Source organism: Bacillus sp. AFS029637 (genome assembly GCF_002584985.1).
GTDB lineage: Bacteria > Bacillota > Bacilli > Bacillales > Bacillaceae_G > Bacillus_A.
The window spans coordinates 14,833-34,407 of the sequence record NZ_NUPZ01000041.1; the positions used below are offsets into that span (position 1 = coordinate 14,833).

The 19,575-nt window shown below is 31.6% G+C and carries 16 protein-coding genes, 1 pseudogene, 1 riboswitch and 1 other annotated feature; of the genes and pseudogenes, 14 read left to right on the forward strand and 3 right to left on the reverse strand.

The window, feature by feature from the left end; translation table 11 throughout:
- Positions 1-139: 139 nt before the first annotated feature.
- Together COE49_RS22570 and COE49_RS22575 are read left to right on the forward strand one after the other, a co-directional pair.
- The gene (locus COE49_RS22570; protein ID WP_098252049.1) at positions 140-1,879 is read left to right on the forward strand and encodes a PAS domain-containing sensor histidine kinase; all 1,740 of its coding nucleotides are present in this window, start codon (positions 140-142) and stop codon (positions 1,877-1,879) included.
- A 287-nt stretch (positions 1,880-2,166) separates the two neighbouring features.
- A pseudogene (locus COE49_RS22575) lies at positions 2,167-2,709 on the forward strand (penicillin-binding transpeptidase domain-containing protein); the annotation flags it as partial.
- 422 nt (positions 2,710-3,131) lie between these two features.
- Here the strand turns inward: COE49_RS22575 and COE49_RS22580 are convergent.
- Positions 3,132-3,815: an aspartate/glutamate racemase family protein gene (locus COE49_RS22580; protein WP_140417265.1), complete on the reverse strand. Its 684-nt coding sequence runs from the start codon at positions 3,813-3,815 to the stop codon at positions 3,132-3,134.
- A 151-nt stretch (positions 3,816-3,966) separates the two neighbouring features.
- Positions 3,967-4,082: riboswitch (SAM riboswitch) on the forward strand.
- Positions 4,083-4,221: 139 nt separating this feature from the next.
- Between COE49_RS22580 and COE49_RS22585 the strand changes: the two genes are divergently transcribed.
- From COE49_RS22585 to COE49_RS22600, 4 genes are all read left to right on the forward strand, one after another.
- Positions 4,222-4,770, forward strand: coding sequence for an ECF-type riboflavin transporter substrate-binding protein (locus COE49_RS22585; protein ID WP_088229369.1), 549 nt, complete (start codon positions 4,222-4,224; stop codon positions 4,768-4,770).
- 10 nt (positions 4,771-4,780) lie between these two features.
- On the forward strand, positions 4,781-6,481 hold the full coding sequence (locus COE49_RS22590) for an ABC transporter ATP-binding protein (RefSeq protein WP_141556640.1): 1,701 nt from the start codon (positions 4,781-4,783) through the stop codon (positions 6,479-6,481).
- Entirely contained in the window at positions 6,474-7,274 is an 801-nt protein-coding gene (locus tag COE49_RS22595) for an energy-coupling factor transporter transmembrane component T family protein (RefSeq protein WP_098946108.1), read from the forward strand. Before COE49_RS22590 ends, COE49_RS22595 begins: the two co-directional genes overlap by 8 nt.
- A gap of 134 nt (positions 7,275-7,408) precedes the next feature.
- Complete coding sequence (locus tag COE49_RS22600; RefSeq protein WP_088229366.1) at positions 7,409-7,516, forward strand: YjcZ family sporulation protein; 108 nt, start codon at positions 7,409-7,411, stop codon at positions 7,514-7,516.
- Positions 7,517-7,617: 101 nt separating this feature from the next.
- Here the strand turns inward: COE49_RS22600 and COE49_RS22605 are convergent, their stop codons facing one another.
- Positions 7,618-8,925 (reverse strand): sensor histidine kinase, encoded by a 1,308-nt coding sequence (locus COE49_RS22605; protein WP_098252052.1) that lies wholly within the window; start codon positions 8,923-8,925, stop codon positions 7,618-7,620.
- A 40-nt stretch (positions 8,926-8,965) separates the two neighbouring features.
- The gene (locus COE49_RS22610; RefSeq protein ID WP_088229364.1) at positions 8,966-9,847 is read right to left on the reverse strand and encodes a protein kinase domain-containing protein; all 882 of its coding nucleotides are present in this window, start codon (positions 9,845-9,847) and stop codon (positions 8,966-8,968) included.
- A gap of 127 nt (positions 9,848-9,974) precedes the next feature.
- Here COE49_RS22610 and COE49_RS22615 point away from each other — a divergent pair, with 127 nt between their 5' ends.
- The 8 genes from COE49_RS22615 to COE49_RS22650 all read left to right on the forward strand — a co-directional run bounded on the left by COE49_RS22615 (position 9,975) and on the right by COE49_RS22650 (position 19,509).
- Positions 9,975-10,484 carry a GrpB family protein gene (locus COE49_RS22615; protein ID WP_088229363.1) on the forward strand — a complete coding sequence of 170 codons (510 nt, stop codon included), beginning with the start codon at positions 9,975-9,977 and terminating at the stop codon, positions 10,482-10,484.
- Between the two features lie 117 nt (positions 10,485-10,601).
- Entirely contained in the window at positions 10,602-11,132 is a 531-nt protein-coding gene (locus COE49_RS22620; RefSeq protein ID WP_098946109.1) for a hypothetical protein, read from the forward strand.
- 14 nt (positions 11,133-11,146) lie between these two features.
- Entirely contained in the window at positions 11,147-11,821 is a 675-nt protein-coding gene (locus COE49_RS22625; RefSeq protein ID WP_098252053.1) for a response regulator transcription factor, read from the forward strand.
- Entirely contained in the window at positions 11,818-13,233 is a 1,416-nt protein-coding gene (locus COE49_RS22630) for a HAMP domain-containing sensor histidine kinase (RefSeq protein ID WP_088229360.1), read from the forward strand. Before COE49_RS22625 ends, COE49_RS22630 begins: the two co-directional genes overlap by 4 nt.
- 432 nt (positions 13,234-13,665) lie before the next feature.
- Positions 13,666-14,265 (forward strand): undecaprenyl-diphosphatase, encoded by a 600-nt coding sequence (locus COE49_RS22635; RefSeq protein ID WP_098252054.1) that lies wholly within the window; start codon positions 13,666-13,668, stop codon positions 14,263-14,265.
- 229 nt (positions 14,266-14,494) lie between these two features.
- Positions 14,495-16,633, forward strand: coding sequence for a penicillin-binding protein (locus COE49_RS22640; protein WP_098357538.1), 2,139 nt, complete (start codon positions 14,495-14,497; stop codon positions 16,631-16,633).
- A gap of 177 nt (positions 16,634-16,810) precedes the next feature.
- Positions 16,811-17,069: a binding site (T-box leader), on the forward strand.
- Positions 17,070-17,134: 65 nt separating this feature from the next.
- On the forward strand, positions 17,135-18,373 hold the full coding sequence (locus COE49_RS22645; protein WP_088229357.1) for an MFS transporter: 1,239 nt from the start codon (positions 17,135-17,137) through the stop codon (positions 18,371-18,373).
- A gap of 110 nt (positions 18,374-18,483) precedes the next feature.
- Positions 18,484-19,509, forward strand: coding sequence for a serine hydrolase domain-containing protein (locus COE49_RS22650; RefSeq protein WP_098252104.1), 1,026 nt, complete (start codon positions 18,484-18,486; stop codon positions 19,507-19,509).
- The last annotated feature ends 66 nt before the right edge of the window (positions 19,510-19,575 follow it).

Here is a 19,575-nt window from a genome sequence, read left to right on the forward strand (position 1 = left end):
ATTATCTATTTTTAATTGAAAAATTAAATTTGTTTGAATAATTATTCTACAGCTATATACCTAGACGCACATTCTTCGTATAATGGAGAAGTATGAATTTTGGACTTGTATTAATTTTACATATCGAGGTGGAAAAGCAATGAATGCGCGGCTAAGGGAATTTATTGATGTGAGTACAATAGAAACCATGGCAGAACAATTTTATAAATTAACAAACATATCACATCAACTTCTTGATGCTGAAAGAGTATGTATATTTTCATTTGGAATAAATGAAATGAAAATATGTAAACTTCCCAAAATTGAAATCCCCATTTTCTTATACAATCAATATTTAGGATCTTTTGTAGTATGGTGCCCAAAAAGTGAAATGTTCAATTGTCAAAAATACTTTGAAATGCTAGCAAACCTAATTTTAGATGGAGTAATAAAAGTATTTCAAAGTAAAAATGCAACGTTGCTCTCTCAAAAAGAGGAGGAGCTACATACAATTTTACAAAATATGCCTGTCATGGTTGATGCACTTGATCATAATGGAGATTTTATTCTATGGAATCGTGAATGTGAAATTGTAACAGGTTATACTGCTGAAGAGATAATCGGGAATCCAAATGCACTTCAATTATTGTATCCAGACCATAATTATCGTCACCGAATACAAAGTAAATTTTTGACTCGTGGAAAAAATTTTAGAGATTGGGAAATGCGTCTAACATGTAAAAATGGAGAAGTTAAAACAATCATGTGGTCAAATATATCAGAGCAGTTTCCTGTAACAGGATTCAGCTACTGGGCTGTTGGCGTAGATATTACACATTTAAAAGCGATAGAAAAGCAGTTAAAACAACAAACATCTGAATTGGAATTAATTTTTAAAGCTTTACCCGATTTATGTTTCTTAACAGAAGATGATGGCACAATTATAGATTATAAAGCAGGATCTCCTACAAAATTTTACGTACCCGCAGAAGCTTTTATGGGGAAAAAGTTTTACGAAGTATTACCATCTCAAGTAGCGCAGCAATTTCAAGAAGCAATTCGTCAAGTGAAAGAAAAAGGAACAAATACAATTGTTGAATACCCACTTGCAATTAATGGAAGTATTAATTTCTTTGAAGCTAGATGCCTACCGTTATTGCATGATAAAATTATGATTATTGTACGCGATATTACAGAGCGAAAAAAGACAGAAGAATTACTAAATAAATCGGATACATTAGCAGCAATTGGCCAATTAGCAGCGGGCGTAGCTCATGAAGTTAGAAACCCATTAACCGTAATTAAAGGATTTATACAGTTATTTCAAATCAATAAAGAAGATCAAGAAAAATATTTTGATCTTATGCTTTCGGAAATTGAAAGAATAGAAGCGATTCTCCAAGAGTTTTTGTCGATTGCAAAAACAGATGAAATAAATACGGAAAAGAAAAATATTTATCAAATATTTAAAAATGTCGTATCATTAATAAATACAAAAGCAATTATGACAAATATTCATGTGGAATTATATACAGATTCCAAAGAGTTAATCATTGAGTGTTCAGAAAATCAACTGAAACAGGTATTTATTAACATTTTACAAAATTCAATTGAAGCTATGCCAGCTGGCGGAAAAATTTCAATTCATATAAAAAAAATCAATACTGAGGGCGTTATTATTCATGTAATAGATGAAGGAATCGGAATACCTGAAGAAAGAATTAAGAGATTAGGGGAGCCTTTTTATAGTACGAAAGAAAAAGGTACTGGTATTGGATTAATGTTAAGCTATAAAATTATTGAAAGTCATCAAGGGACAATAAGTATTATGAGTGAGGTTGGTGTCGGGACAACTGTAACGATTTACTTGCCAAAAATTCAGAGTAAACAATGTCTATAAAATTGTGATGATAGCTGTATATCAATACAATCGACTATTAACTCTTAAATTACTAAATACCCAATAACAAAAAGCTAAACTTTTTGTTATTGGGTATTTTTATGTTTGCTTTGGTAAACTTTACCTTTTCTTTATCTTTGTTTTAATTTCAATTAAGTTTTTAGCGTTATATTAATATCCATACAAAGTAATGTATAGAAGTTGTACATTATTTTTAATCTAGAGGTACCGTTATTATTCAAATCGCTAAAAGGAGGAGATTATGACAAAGTGAAGAAACAAGAGAAAAAAAGGATCAGCCTGGTTTCTTATTAGATTATTCGATTGGACAATATGATACGTATACACCACTTCAGCTTGCACACTATATATCAACTATCGCAAATGGCGGTTATCGAATGAAACCGCAAATTGTTCAAGAGATTAGAGAACAAACCGTTCAAAAAGATGAAGTTGGTAAAGTAGTGCATTCAATAGAACCAGTCGTTTTAAATAAAGTAGATATGAAAGAGGAGTATATAAATCAAGTAAAAGAAGGATTTAGAAAGGTATTCCAAGAAGGGGATGGAACGGGAGTAAGAGCGTTCCAAAAAGCACCGTATAAACCAGCTGGTAAAACAGGGACCGCACAAACGGTATACGGTGGAGAAAGTGATATTGGGCGAAATGAGAAAGGCGATCGTAGAGAATGCTATAACTTAACATTAGCAGGATATGCCCCATATGATGATCCAGAAGTAGCATTTTCTATTGTTGTACCGTGGGTTATAAATGATAAATCTGGTATTAACTCTAATATTGGAAAAGAAGTTTTAGATGCTTATTTTTAATTAAAAAGTAAGCGATTAACTGGAGAAGCGACAAAAGTAGAGAATTGAAAAATGTGAATCGTCTCAAGTATGTATAGAAACTAGAGACGTTTTAATATAGGAATAGATTAGAAAAGAGGCATAAAATAATTCTATTAACTATTCACGTTTTATAAAATAAATCATATATTGATAGCATAGGACAAGCTGAAAAGCTTATCCTAACCTCACAGAACACTCCTTATCACATCTAAGCATCTGCCTATGCAGATGCTTTTTTATTGATAACCATTATTTATAAACATAACGTAGCAAGTGTTTTAGGAATAATAGTTTTGTAATATAGTAATTGCAATTGTAATTGTAGTTGTAGTTGTGAATCCATAGTTAAATTAATAGTTTGGACAATATAAAAGCATAAAGGTTACACTTGTATATTTTTATTATCCAGCGAACTGCACAGCAGTATTTGCATGTAAAAAAGCAGTGTCAAAAACAGGAACAGTAAGATCATTTTGGGAAATGAGCAAAGGTATTTCAGTGCAGCCAAGTAGTATACCTTCTGCGCCGTTTTGAATTAATGAACTTGTAATTTGTAATAGTCTTTCTTTTGATGATTTTGAAATAATTCCTTTACTTAATTCGTTTAATATAATGTGATGGATAAAAGTTCTTTCCTCTTCATTTGGAATGATTGTCTCAATGTTATAATTTGCTAGTCGTGATGTATAGAAATCTTGTTCCATCGTTTGTTTCGTTCCTAGTAGTCCGATACGCTTTATATTTTGTTCTACCATTTCTTTAGCACTTACATCACCAATGTGAAGGAGTGGAATAGATATTGCATTTTCTACTTCTTCAGCAAATAAATGAACTGTATTTGAACACATCAATAAACATTCAGCCCCAGATTTTTCAACCTTTTTTGCAACTGTCACTAATTCATTTTTCACTTCTTCATATTGGTGGTTTTGTAATAAAGTAGTTACTTCACCAAAGTCCATACTATATAAAACGAGCTTCGCATTTTGATCATATTGAGAAAGTGTAAGTGTATTAATATGTTTATAGTATAGTGAGGTAGATTCCCAACTTAGTCCACCAATTAAACCAATTACTTTCATCATATATTCCTCCCGTAACAATTTTGAATTCATTATTTCATAATTCCGATAAGAATACAATGATATAAATAATCTATTTAACGAAAAATAAAAAATAATTAGAAAAGTATTGAATTTTTTCTTTCTTAGTGCCATAATACGAATTACAAATTAATACTTATCCAGAGAGGTGGAGGGAACGGCCCTAAGAAACCTCAGCAACCCCTATGTAAATTCATAGGAAGGTGCTAACTCCGCAGAGGACACGATGTGTTTTTTGAAAGATAAGAGGATTCTTGAACGTGAAAGAAAATGACCTCTTATGTAAGAGGTCATTTTTTGTTGTATAGAAAGGGAGTGTCGATGCATAATTCGTTTTTTAAACAAATATAGAGTAATTAAAGCTGACTAATATGAGAGGGGAATTGTAATGAATAAATTAGCAACAAAGGTAGTGGTAGCAATTGGAATTGGAGCAGCATTATACGGGATATTAGGACTTTGGGGATTTACTATTGCACCAAATACATTTATTAAACCTGGATTAGCCATTTTAACTGTTTTTGGAGCATTATTTGGTCCAGTGGCGGGACTGTTAATAGGGCTTATCGGTCATACCGTAACAGATACAATTGCTGGATTTGGTATTTGGTGGGGATGGGTTATTAGCTCAGGTATTATCGGTTTTGCGATGGGTCTCATTCAAAAAAGGAATGGCTTTAGTGTGAAAAATGGGGCGTATAGTAAAGGCGATATTTCTTATTTTGCAATTACTGGATTAGTTGGTATTGTCATCGCGATTATATTTGCTGGAGCATTCGATATTATTGTGATGGGAGAACCGTTTGACAAAATTGTTATACAAGTATTAGGAGCGACAATAGCTGATGTTATTGTATTCTTAGTTCTTGGATTACCAATTACAATTGGCTTAGCTAAATCTAATAAGAAACATACACATTTAAAAATTGAAAAGTAGGGATGTTAATATGCGACCGATTATTTCTTTTGAACAATTTAACTTTCAATACAGGCATGCCGCACAGCCTACGTTGAAAGATATTACGTTTCATATATACCCTGGGGAGAAAGTATTAATTGCTGGACGAAGCGGTTCAGGAAAGTCCACATTAGCTCATTGTATTAATGGGCTAATCCCATTTTCATATGAAGGGATTAGTACGGGAAATATTTCAATTGCTGGTAAAGATCCGAGGGAAGGCAGTATTTTTGAGCAGAGTAAACATGTAGGCACAATTTTGCAAGATCAAGACTCTCAATTTATTGGTCTAACAGTAGAGGAGGATGTAGCTTTTTATTTAGAAAATGAATGTGTACATCAAGATGATATGAAAAAGATTGTTTCGGACTCATTAAGAAAGGTGAAGATGCATACTTCTCATAAACAAAGACCACATGAATTGTCAGGGGGTCAAAAGCAAACCGTTTCTCTAGCAGGTCTGTTAACAACAAATGCCGATATATTATTGTTCGATGAACCGTTAGCAAACTTAGATCCACTAAGCAGCCTACATACGACCGAACTTATTAAAGATATACATAAACAATATAATAAAACAATTGTAATTATTGAACATCGAATAGAAGAAATTTTAAATTTGGATTTAGATAAAATTATTTTAATTGATGAAGGTGTAGTTGTTGCGATAGGGACACCGGAAGAGATTTTAGCGTCAAATATATTACCACACATCGGCTTAAGAGAGCCTATTTACATCGAAGCATTAAAGAGATTGCATTGTGATAGAAAAAATGACTTAATATATCCAATTGAAAATCTGCAAAAGGAAAGGATTAATAGCGTTATAAATGAGTGGATGAACAAGCAAGTTATATTAAAACGTAATACTAAAAATAAGGAATTACTTAAAGTGGATAATTTATCATTTTCATACCCTAACAATCAAAAAGTATTAAAAAATGTGAATCTCTCAATATATGAAGGAGAAATTGTAACGTTTTTGGGCCATAATGGAGCTGGGAAATCAACATTAGCTCATAGTCTAATTGGTATAAACAAAGTAAAAAATGGAGAAATTTTGTTAGATGGAATACCGATTAACTCTTGGTCTATTCGCAAACGTGGGGAGAGTATATGTTATGTGATGCAAAACCCAAATCATATGATTACACAACCAACTGTTTTAGAAGAAGTTGTATTTACTTTAAAAATAAAAAATTTTTCAAAGGAAGAAATTAAGAATAGAGCAGAAGAAACGTTAAAAATTTGTGGTTTATATCCATTTCGGAATTGGCCAATTCAGGCGCTAAGCTACGGACAAAAGAAGAGATTAACTATTGCAACTGTACTAACAATGAATCCAAAACTAATCATATTAGATGAACCGACAGCTGGACAAGATTATTACCATTATAAACAGTTCATGTCGTTTATTAGAAAATTAGCTAAAAAAGGAATCTCATTTATTTTTATCACGCACGATATGAATCTAGCATTAGAATATGGAGACCGAGCGATAGTACTACATGAAGGAGAAATAATTGCAGATAATACTGTGTCCGCTGTATTAGGAAATCAAGAAATACTACAAAGAGCTAACTTAAGAGAAAGTTCTTTATTCAAGCTTGTTACATTTAGCGGAGTTTCATGTCCAGAAAAGTTTATAGAACTTTATTTCGACGATAATAGGAGGGGGGAAGGTGCATAGTACATTTTTTCATCGTATGGATGGAGCAGTGAAATTGTTTTTATTTATTTTTTGTATGACGCTTACTTTTTTATTTTTTGATTTTCGTATATTGCTAGTTTTATTTTTTATTGGGTGTATTGGACTTTTACTTTCTAAAATTCCACTTCGTAAAATTTTAATTGTTTTTAGTGTTATATTTACATTTAGTTTATTAAACTCTGTTATGATTTTATTTATTACACCAACCCATGGATCTGAATTAACCGGATCATATACTTCGTTTATATATATTGGTTATGCGACAATTACATATGAAACATTATTTTATGCGGCTACGCTTTCATTAAAGTATTTTACGTTATTACCTTTTACACTCCTCTTTATTTATACGACAGATCCAAGTGAATTTGTGAGTAGCTTAAGTAAACTTGGCATTCATTATAAAATTACATATGCAATAAATATTGCATTACGTTACATACCTGATATTCAGTCTGAATATCAAGTTATTAAGCATGCACAAGAAGTGAGAGGAGTAGCTTTCGAAAAAGGAGAAGCAAGTTTATGGATTCGCATGAAAAATCGTATTTTAATTTTCTGGCCTCTAATTATTCATTCGCTAGAAAGAATCGATACGGTTTCAAATGCAATGGATTTAAGAGGATTTGGAAAGAAGGATAAACGTACGTGGTTCTATACAAAAAAAGCAACAGCTTGGGATTTTATCGCTTTATTTATAGGTGTCTTCGTTTTAATTTTTGCAGTCTATTTAAAATTACATGTATTTCAAGACTTTTGGTATCCATTTTAAAGCACTCTCAAAGGAGTGCTTTTACTTATTTTATGCAGACATGCTCAAAAAAGGGATATTTACATAATGTATAATACGAACCAGTTAAAATGATCAACTACCTATTAGTTTTCAAACCAAAAGGAGGAGAAAATATGAGTCACGGTGGTTCTTGTGGTTTTGGTGGAGGTTTCGCTTTATTAGTTGTGTTGTTTATTTTATTAATTATTGTTGGATGCAGCTGTTGGGGCGGAGGATATTAATTTTTAATTAGTATTCGCTAATGTAAACTAAAAAAACATAGTAGATACTTATGTATCGAAACAAAGAAAAAAGGAGCTATTATGCTCCTTTTTTACTTGTTTTAAGATGGATTTTCGTTATGTTTTGGAAAAGTAATCATTAATGTTGTACCTTTATTAATAACGCTTCGAATTTTTAAAGTACCTTGCATCGTTTCGATAATCTTAACAGCAACCATCGTACCTAAACCTGTACCTTTCGTTTTCGTACTAAAATATGGTTCACCAAATCGATTTATTTGCTCTTGTGACATTCCAACTCCGCTATCCTCAATTCGTATTATAACTTTATTATTACTAATAGAAGAGGAAATATGTAAGGTACCACCATCAGGCATGGCTTCAATAGCATTTTTTATTAAGTTTAAAAAACATTGTTGAAAGTGCTGCTTATTACCAACAATTGTTGCCTTAGCGAAGTCTTTTGTAATATGTATTGTATTCATATTACATAATGGCAATATCATATTAATAACTCGATTTAACTCTTGTTCTACTGAAATATAATCTAGTTTTTCTGATGCGGGTTTAGCAAACGTTAAATAATCATCAATTATTACTTGGGCTCGATTTAACTCTTCGAGTATATGTTCAATATATTTGTCTCTTGATTCTGGAGTTAAATCTGGTGTTTTTAAAAGTTGTGTAAATCCTTTTACGACAGTTAAGGGATTTCTTACTTCGTGTGATATACTAGCAGCTAGTTGGCTAACAATCTCCATTTTTTCCATCTTAATCAACTTCGAGCGCATATATACTGCATCTTTTAGCACTTCATTAAAATAAACAATAAATAGCATCAAAGTAGTTGGTAATATTATAAAATAAATAATATACAAATTATTTACTTCAAAGTCTGATAAAGTTAATACAATCACAGTTGTAAATATTGCTAGGAAAAAAGTTAAAAACATAGAAAAAGCTACTTTAACTTTTCTATTATATGCATTAAATTTTGCAGATGCGAAAGCTGTAATTATGAACATTGTGCCGTAAACAATGACAGTTAACATGTTAAATCCATAAAATGCAAATCTTGTAATTAATAAAATAATAAACAATATGATACCGACAGGGAATCCACCATAAAGTGTGCCTATTAAAACTGGAATTTGCCTTAAATCATGAATACAATTCTCATCCATATAGATAGGATAACGCATACATAAAATAAGTGGGATAATCGTACAAACAGTAATAAGTAGTGTTCTATATTTCTTTAAATAGTGCCCATTATCATATATAAAATAAAAAACAAATATACTACTTAAAATGTATAGAAGATTATTTAATACGTTTTGATTAATATAAACAAAGTTCATAATATTTGCCTCGTTATTCTGAATTTCTATTTCATCTGTATTATACATGATAACAGTATAAACTATATATTAGTTTGAAAATATGTAGTTATATTTTTGCAGTATCAGATACATTTAGCCATGCTTCATAAAATTCTTTAACTGATGCATACCGTTCTGCACGGTTTTCATTTACAGCACGATATGCTACCTCATATAATTCTTTACTTGCGTTCCATTTTATAAAGGTGCGATCTTTTTCACCGCCTAAAAGTGCGAATGCCATCGCACCCATATTAAATACATTTGTCCTCTCATCAATCATTGCGTTAAGCTCAAATTCCTCAGGAGACATAAAACGAGAGGAACCCCATAATCGTCCCATTTTATTTATATATGGTTTTTTAGAATATAAATCAATATCGCAAATTTTCGTCTCATTTGTACTGAAATTATATAAAATACTCCCATCATAAAAATCTATCGCTACATAGTTTTTCTTTTCTACATATGTATGGAAAGAAAAAATGGAATTCAATGAATGAATTCGTTCTGTAACAGATAATTGCTTAAATTTAAAAAATGGAGAGTTTGGATGCATATATTTTTCAGGACGCGAGAAATTCCAATGCGGATGAAGACATTCGCCATCAAACCAATTGAAAACTAAAACATATCCAGATTGAACCGGAAAATGTTCAATTAATTTTATAAGAGATGGATGCTGTAATTCCTCGTATATGGGAACTGAATTTTTTAATCTTTTAATAGCCTCATTCGTATTCCCGTTATATGAAATTGTATGAGCTCCAGCATATTTAATAAATTTCTTATGCCCATCTTTTTCCACACCAAAAGAAAGATTACCGGAATCTTGTTGGTCAAAAACTGCAAATACGGTTCCTAATTTCATAAGCCAATCAAAATTATGACGTTCTTTTAATTGGAAAGTTACATGGTTTAACTGAATTTCAACTGGAATATCTCTCATAATTTACCTCGCATTTATTATAATAAAGTTATATGTTTCAATATTCGACAGATTTTGTGCAATTCCTATGTTACTAACACGAAATTTTATAAATATAATGACACAAGCTTAAAAGGAGGCAAGAAAAATGGATCAAAAAATTATTATCAAGCCACATCAAAAAGAATGGCATGAAGAATACTTAAAAGAAAGATGCAAATTGAATGTTTTGCTGGGAGAAGAAATGATTGCTATTGAGCATATAGGGAGTACAGCGGTAGAAGGATTAGGAGCTAAACCACTTGTTGATATGATGATTGGCGTAACGGATTTGCGAATTACTGATAAGTGGATTGAAGACCTATCAAAAATAGGATATGAGTATGTTCCAAAAGAAACACCTAATTGGCGTTTTTTTAGAAAGGGGAAATGGCGAGCAGGTACCCACCATATACATGTTTATATTTATAATAGTGACGAATGGAGAAATAATCTCTTATTTCGAGACTTTCTAAAAAAACATGAATGGGCACGTAAAGAATATAGAGAATTAAAAGAGGTACTTGCAGCTACATATCCTTTTGATCGTGTGTCATATACAAATGCAAAAGCGCCGTTTATTCAAAACATAATAAAATTAGCTAAACAATATCACTAGAAAATTTTATTAATATTGAAATTCTCATTTTATTTTCATCTTTCTCTCATGTTCTTTTCTTCTGTAGTTGATACACTGTTTGTTATAGGAATTGTAAAAGCAAGGAGATTAAATAAAATGGAGAAGTTACTCAGAAATAAATATTTTCATTTATATGTTAAAATTATAGGTTTTACTATTATTATTTGCAGTGTAGAATTGCTATTTATTAATGTTACATATGGGGATGTATTACATGTAAATGGGTTAAATAAAAAATTAGGTTCTGTTGGTGAGTATGGGGCAATTTTCGCTGCATCTTTATGGTTCTTACGTCATTTATGGTTGTTTTTAAAGAAAAAAAACATAAATTTATTTAAAAGTATTAAAGAACTATATCTTTTCATAAAAAAGTTTCATGTATTAATTGGATATGCTGTAATTGCTGTTGCGATTACTCACGGTGCCTACTTTTTAATAAAAGGGAGTCGCCATATTTTATTAATATACAGTGGTATCTTTTCTCTATTAGTTTTACTAGCACTAGGTTTAACTGGTTTTTTTTCACAAAAATTAAATAAGAAAACAAAATTTATGGTATATAGAAAAGTACATCAAGTTATTGCAATTATATTTGGGATAGGTTTACTTATTCATTTAAACGTATAGGGAGGGAACTGTTGTTGCAACATATATTAATTATTGAAGATGAGGAAAGTTTAGCAGATTTTTTAGAGTTAGAATTAAAGTATGAAGGGTATAAAGTAGATATACAGTTTGATGGAAGAAAGGGATTAACAGCTGCGCTTGAAAAAAATTATGATCTTATATTACTCGATTTAATGCTTCCAGGATTAAATGGATTAGAAGTATGTCGTCGATTAAGAGCAACTAAAAAGACCCCCATTATCATGTTGACCGCTCGTGATAGTATTATGGATCGTGTGACAGGATTAGATAGTGGAGCTGATGATTACCTTCCAAAGCCATTTGCAATCGAAGAATTGTTAGCGCGTATGAGAGTTATTTTTAGACGAGAAGAAAATATAGAAAATAAGCCTGTCACATTCCTTACATTCAAAGATTTACAGCTCCAGATTGAATCGCGAACGATTACAAAAGAAAATGAAGAAATCGAACTTACAAATAAAGAATTCGAGCTATTGCTTATGTTTATGAAAAATATTAATCGAGTACTTACACGTGATGTTTTATTGGATCAAGTATGGGGATATGACGCAATCGTTGAGACGAATATTGTGGATGTATATGTTCGTTATTTACGAAATAAGTTACATAGTGTTGATAAGGAGGAATATATCCAAACAGTCCGAGGAGCAGGATATATAATGAAATGATAAAAAATATTATGTTTCGCATTCGAAATCTACCTATAAAGTGGAAGTTAACACTTTGGTCTACTGCATTAGTATTTATTTTATTCATTTTATATAGTACGTTACAATTTTTGGTTATTAATAAGTGGACTATAGATTATGAACAGAAACAAATAAATAGACAAGTGACAGAAATAGCGGCATATTTCCAAGATAAAAATGATAGCCTTTCTACGAAAACTTTCGAAAATAGTAAAGATTTTCTAAATAATATGATTGATAAGCATCAAATGATTCGTATTATCGATATTAATGGAAAACCGATTGTCTCTGTCTCACGAGATTTTAATGAAAATTGGATAAAACCGAAGTATATTATAGAAGATGAATCTTTAATAACGAGGCATCTAGAAGATCGAATATTAGTGGAGCGTATACCAATTCAAACAAAAGGATTCACTGGAACGATTGAACTTACGAAAAACTTAGAGACTTTTGATCACTTATTAAAAATTATTTTAGTTGTAATGGTTATTTCTGGGGTATTCGGATTGATATTTAGTTTTTTAGGTGGAATACTTATATCAAAAAAACTATTATCAAGTGTTCAAAATATAACAGACACGATGAACCGTATTAAGAAAAACGGATTAAATGAGCGTGTTCCAGTACGAGAAAATAATGATGAACTCGCTAAATTATCATTTCTATTTAACGAAATGATGGATGAAGTAGAAACTTCTTTTACGCAACAGAAACAGTTTGTAGAAGACGCATCCCATGAATTAAGAACACCGTTAACAATCATTCAGGGACACTTAGCGATGTTAAATCGGTGGGGGAAAAATGATCCAGCGGTATTAGATAAATCTCTTCAATCCAGTTTAAAAGAAGTAGAACGTTTAAATAAATTGGTTTCAGAATTGCTAGAACTATCAAGAGCTGATTCTGAACAGATGCATCCAATAGAAGCTGAGCCAGTCCATGTAAATAGCGTATTAAAACAAGTTGCGCAAAACTTTGCGGTACTTCAAACTGATTTTCAATTTGATCTAAAATTAGATGGTAATGCAGCGTATGTATCAATGCCATCATCTTACTTAGAACAAATTATTATTATCATAATGGATAATGCAGTAAAATATACAAAAGAAGTTAATAAGTATATTTGCATAGAATCCTGTATACAATCGGAGAAAGTTAAAATTTGTATATTAGACCGTGGATCAGGAATACCTGAAGAAGATTTACCATTTGTTCTAAATCGCTTTTATCGAGTTGATAAAGCTAGGAGCAGAAAGCAAGGGGGAAATGGGCTAGGGTTGTCTATTGCAAAACGAATTGTAGAGAAATACGACGGAGCTATTGAAATAGAGAGTAAAGAAAATGAGGGAACAGTTGTTACGGTTGCACTACCTTGCATCATAAAATAAATGCTTTGAAGTATTGAAAAGAAGGGATGTTTTGTACATTCCTTCTTTTTTGCGATCGAATTAGTTTGCTTATTTCGAACTTGCTTGTACAATTAGTGGCATTAAAAGGAAATAATAATGAAAGCAATCGTAGATCAAAATAAAAGAGGATTTGATGATATATTCTTGTACTTCCGTATGCATTAATAATATGATTTTGTAACTCGCATATTTAAATGTATATGTTATGTATTTTATATATGAAAAATATTCGAGTTGTATAATTTAAAAGGTTTTTAAGCTTTGTACATAAATAGCCTATAAAATTAGTTTCATCATTGTAAAGTAAATGATAGTAAAATGAGAATTAGATGAGAAAAGCTTAAGCCCATTTTCATAATGATGTTGTATACTGTGTAAATCAAGAACACTTGTATGTAAGGAGAGAGTAGTATGAATTACACAGTATTTCAATGGTTTAATCATTTCGCGGGATCGTCCAAGCTTTTAGATACGCTAATGATCGCTATTACAAATAGTGCTGTTTATGTAGCGATTCTGTTTATGCTTATCTTATGGTTTAATAACGGAAAGAAAGAGAATGCAATTAGAAAACAATATACAGTTTTATATACGACACTTTCAGTTAGTATTGCATTACTAGTAAATGTTTTCATTCATGCGGTGTATTATCATCCGCGTCCTTTTATATCACATGAAGTACATCAATTAGTACCACATGCAGCAGATTCATCATTTGTTAGTGATCATTCTGTACTTGTATTTTCCATTGCATTTGTATTTATTCTTAGAGGAGAAAAACTGAAATATATTGCACTTATTTGGGCAGTGTTAGTTGGCATATCACGTATGTACGTAGGCGTTCATTATCCACTAGATATACTTGGCGCTGCTTTCTTAACATTTATTACGAGTGGCTTAGTAATGCAAAGTGCACGTATATTTGAACCGATAGCGAAATTTGTTTTTAAAATGTATGGATTGGTAGCGAAACGAATTCCTTTTTTAGCGAAATATAACCATATAGCTTAAATTTAAGAACCTACAAAATAAGTAGGTTCTTTTTGTTTGAATATTTTTAAAATTTCACGCACTGAATTATATTAAAAAGTAAATAAAAACAAAAAAAATTATTTGCACACCTAGATTCTTACTAATATAAAGGGATTACCAAAAAAACTACGAAAAATATAGTATTAAATAAAATCATACTTAGAAGCGTATCTTTTCATTGATTAATTGTAAAAGAAAGGAGAAAAGTATGCATAAACTTCAAACAAATAAAGGTGCTCGGTACATGATGATTGCTTTTATTATTTTGTTTCTTACTATGCTTTTACGTTTTTTTTACATTCAAGCAGTAGGGGTCGTGCAAAATGTTGATGTAAAGGAACTTGCGAATGAACAGCATAATAAAAATGGTGTTTTAGAAGCTAATCGTGGCACAATTTATGATCAAACTGGAAAAGTACTAGTCCAAGATTCCACAACGTATCGTGTTGTTGTGAATTTAAAAGGGAAGGATAAAGTGAAAAATAAAGATGAAACTGCAGGGCGATTAGCTGATGCGCTTGAAATTGATAAAGAAGAAGTAATAAAAAATTTTCATGAGGGACGTACGCAAGTTGAAATTGGAAAAGCTGGTCGGAATTTATCTAGAGAAATGAAAGATCAAATAAAAAAATTGAAAATACCAGGAGTGTCTTTTAGTCCAGAGAAAGCAAGAGTATATCCAAATGAAAATTTTGCATCCTATATACTTGGATTTGCTAGACCCGACGCTAAAGGAAATACAGAAGGGAAATTTGGACTTGAAAAAAGTTTGGATAAATATTTACGCTCTACAAACGGGAATATAGAATATGTAGGCTCACAAAAAGGTATTCCGCTTACAAATGATATTAGAAAAGTAGAACCTGCTAAAAATGGAAATAATGTATATCTTACACTTGATAAACAAATTAATAGTTTTTTAGAAGAAGCGATGAATAAAGCACAAGAGCACTATGATCCTTCTATGTTAATAGGAATCATTGCAGATCCCAAGACAGGAAAAGTTTTAGGGATGTCTAGTAAGCCTAGTTTTAATCCTAATAAAGGCGATATAGAGTATTTTTTAAATGATCCAATTGCAAATGCATATGAACCAGGTTCAACAATGAAAGTGTTTACGCTAGCTGCTGCCATTAATGAAGGTGTATATAACGGGAAAGAATATTTCCAATCCGGAAAATATTCAGTTGGTTCATCGGATATAAAAGATCATAATGGCGGATTGGGATGGGGATCTATTACATTTGATGAAGGTTTTGAAAGATCATCAAACGTAGCGTTTTCTATTTTAGAAGATCAATTACTAAAACCGGATAAATTTAAGCAATATATGAATAAATTTGGATTCAACCAAAAAACAGGAATAGATTTACCTGGTGAGAGTAAAAATACTTTATTATTAAATACACAAATTCAACAAGTCACAACTTCTTTCGGACAAGGTTCTACAGTAACTCCTATTCAAATAATCCAAGCAGCTAGCGCAATAGCTAATGACGGGAAAATGATGCAACCGTATATCGTTGACAAAATTGTAAATCCAACAAACAAACAAGTTATTATGGAAAATCAACCGAAAGAAATTGGAAATCCGATAAAAAAAGAGACAGCGGACAAGGTAAGGAGCTTAATGGAGCGTGTTATTACGTCTTCAAAAGGTACTGGTACAATGTATAAAGTAGATGGTTATCCAATAGGCGGTAAGACAGGAACAGCTCAAATTCCGAATCCGGAAAATGGACGATATATGGAAGGGAAAGAAAATTATATTTTTTCATTTTTAGGAATGGCTCCGATTGATGACCCAGAATTAATTGTATATTTAGCTATTAAACAACCAAAATTAAAGGGAGATGAATATGGAGCGCAGCCACTTGCTGAAATATTTAAACCAGTTATGAAAAATAGTCTTGAATATTTAAAGGTGAAACCATATACCGAAAAACAAATGGCAGATGCGACGAAACAATCTCAAATAAAAGTGCAAAATTATGTTAACCAAACGATGGATACAGTAGAGAACAGTGTAGAAAAAATGAAACTCCAGCCAGTAATTTTAGGAAAAGGCAAGATAACAAAACAATATCCGCAGTCTGGCGAAATAATGAGTGAAGGAGATCGTATATTTCTATTAGGAAATAACGCAAAAATGCCAAATTTAAAAGGTTGGTCTATGCGTGATGTTATGCATTTCTCCAAGCTATTAAAATTAGATTTAAAAACGTTAGGTACGGGATATGTAACGAGCCAAAGTATTGAACGAGGACAAGATATACAAGAAGGAGATACGTTAATATTAGAATTAGAACCTCCACTACAACCGTTAGCAGAGGCGAATGCAAATTAATTCAGACGATCTAAAGGGGCTATCTATATACAGTAGGCCCTTTTTTAGGTTTAGGTAATTTCACGCACCGTAATTTTTAGAAAAAATAATAAACAAGATCAGTAACGTTGGCATAATTTGAAACGACAGATTATTCTTTATTTACAGTTATATAAAACTGTGATAATATGGAAAAAATCAAATGCAATGAAGAGAAGAGTAAATAAAATGAATTTTTCACAGAGAGCTCCATGCAGCTGAAAAGGAGCAAAAATTCTTTATTGAACCAAGCCTCTGAGCAGCACATCGGAACCTTTCATAAAGGGGGTGGTGTGACGGGAGCTCCCGTTATAGAGATAAGGTATAAGCATGAAAACAATGTAGTACCTGATAAGATTAATATGGCGACATATTAATAAACTAGGGTGGCACCGCGATGGTAAATCTCGTCCCTAAGACTAAAAGTCTTGGGGGTGAGATTTTTTTATTGCTTTAAAACCATTTGGAAAGCGGGGGCCAAAAATGAAACACATACTTAAAGATTGGAAATATCCTTTATTACTACTATCCGGAGTTGGTATTGCGAATTTAGGTGCGTGGATTTACTTAATAGCACTGAATGTACTTGTCTATAATATGGGTGGCTCAGCCTTAGCTGTTGCTACTTTATATGTAATAAAACCATTAGCCGCTCTATTTACAAATGCTTGGTCAGGGAGTATGATTGATCGTTTAAACAAACAAAAATTAATGATTCACCTTGATATATATCGTGCAGTATTTATCGCTATTTTACCTTTCCTTCCATCACTTTGGATTGTTTATGTATTCGTATTTTTTATAAGTATGGGCAGTGCGATTTATGAGCCGACTGCTATGACATATATGACGAAATTAATTCCAGTAGAGAAAAGACAACATTTCAACTCACTACGTACTTTAATAGGATCTGGTGCATCTTTAATTGGTCCGGCGGTAGCGGGGGGACTATTATTTGCGAGTACACCAGAGTTTGCTATTTATATAAATGCTACTGCCTTTCTTATATCAGGAGCCATTACACTACTTCTGCCCAACCTTGATAAGAAAGAAGATTTGGATACGACTAGTAATACATTATCCCTTACTGTATTAAGAAAAGATTGGAGCGCTGTTATAAATTTTAGTAGAAAACATGTGTATGTCGTATATGTCTACTTCTTATTTCAAGGCATAATCGTATTAGCAACCGCTACTGATTCACTTGAACTATCGTTTGCGAAAGAGGTATTACTATTAACAGATAGTGAATATGGTTTTTTAGTTAGTATAGCTGGTGCAGGCTATATATTAGGTGCCATTACAAATACAATTTTATCAAAAAAAATAGCACCTTCATTATTAATTGGAATAGGATCATTATTCATTGCAATCGGTTATTTATTTTATGCTTTTTCAAATGAGTTTTTAATAGCTGCTATCGGATTTTTTATTTTATCTTTCTCTATGGCATATGCAAATACAGGGTTTTATACCTTTTACCAAAATAACGTTCCTGTTCATATGATGGGACGGATTGGAAGTATATATGGGCTATTAATCGCGGTAATAACTATTTTTGCAACGATTTTGTTCGGCGTTGCAACTCAAGTTATTTCTATACAACTTGTAGTTATTGTAGGATCATTAATAATGTTACTTATTACTATCATATTGTGTGTGTTTACTTTATTGCGATCACAATCTAAGGTGTATTCTACTGAATCGATAAATTCGAAATAAATTTTGTGTTCTCATTAATAATTTATCGTATTCAATAAGAAGGTTCTTCTCCCTTTATATGGAGAAATAATAAGGGGGAAGAACAATATCGAAAGATAAGGGTGGTTGTCGTGATAAAAATAAAAGATGCAATGGATAAAATTATAAAAGATATACATAAGAAAATAGATTTCTCTGGAGTAGTTTTAATAAAAAAAGAAAAAGAATTAGTCTATGAAAAGGCATTTGGTTACGCAAACAAAAGTGAATGTATAAATAATACACTACAAACAAGATTCGGAATTGCCTCAGGGTGTAAAATTTTCACTGCTATCGGCATCTGCCAACTTGTTGAAAAGGGTATAATTACTTTTCATACAAAGTTAAAGGATTGTTTAAGCATTGAATTTCCAAACTTCAATGAAAATATTACAGTACATCATCTTTTAACGCATAGTTCGGGTATTCCAGATTATTTTGATGAAAGTATTATGGACAACTTTGAGGACCTTTGGAAACAAAATCCAATGTATCTTTTAAAAAGTTTACGAGACTTTTTACCATTATTCCAAAACAATAAAATGATGTTTACACCAGGTGAGCAGTTTCACTACAACAATGCCGGTTTTATCCTACTTGGATTAATTATAGAAGAACAAACAGGGCTTGGATTTACGGAATATATAGAAAAAAATATATTCATTCCACTAGGCATGAAGGGTTCTGGCTATTTCTCTTTAGATAGATTACCAGGACACACAGCTCTCGGATATATAAAAGGTGTAAATAAACAAACATGGAGAACAAATGTATACTCTATACCAATAAAAGGAGGTTCTGATGGTGGTGCTTTTATTACTGCTCCAGACATGCTGAGGTTTTGGGAAGCATTATTTAACTATGAAGTAATAAGCCAAGAAAATACAGAGTTACTTTTAAAACCTCACATTCAAGTTAAAAATAATCAGTTTTATGGCTATGGAGTATGGATTGAAACTAGACAAAACAATGTTTTTAAATATCATGTGATGGGCTATGATCCAGGCGTCAGTTTTCGCTCTGCTGTATATCCAGATTTGGGAATTACATTAGTTATTCCTTCGAATAAAGGAGCGGGACCTGAAAAAATAATAGGAGAAATAGAACAGGCTTTTTAATTGTACAAATACTTTTAAAAACCATCATTTTATTTACAAAATGATGGTTTTCAATAATGAATATTA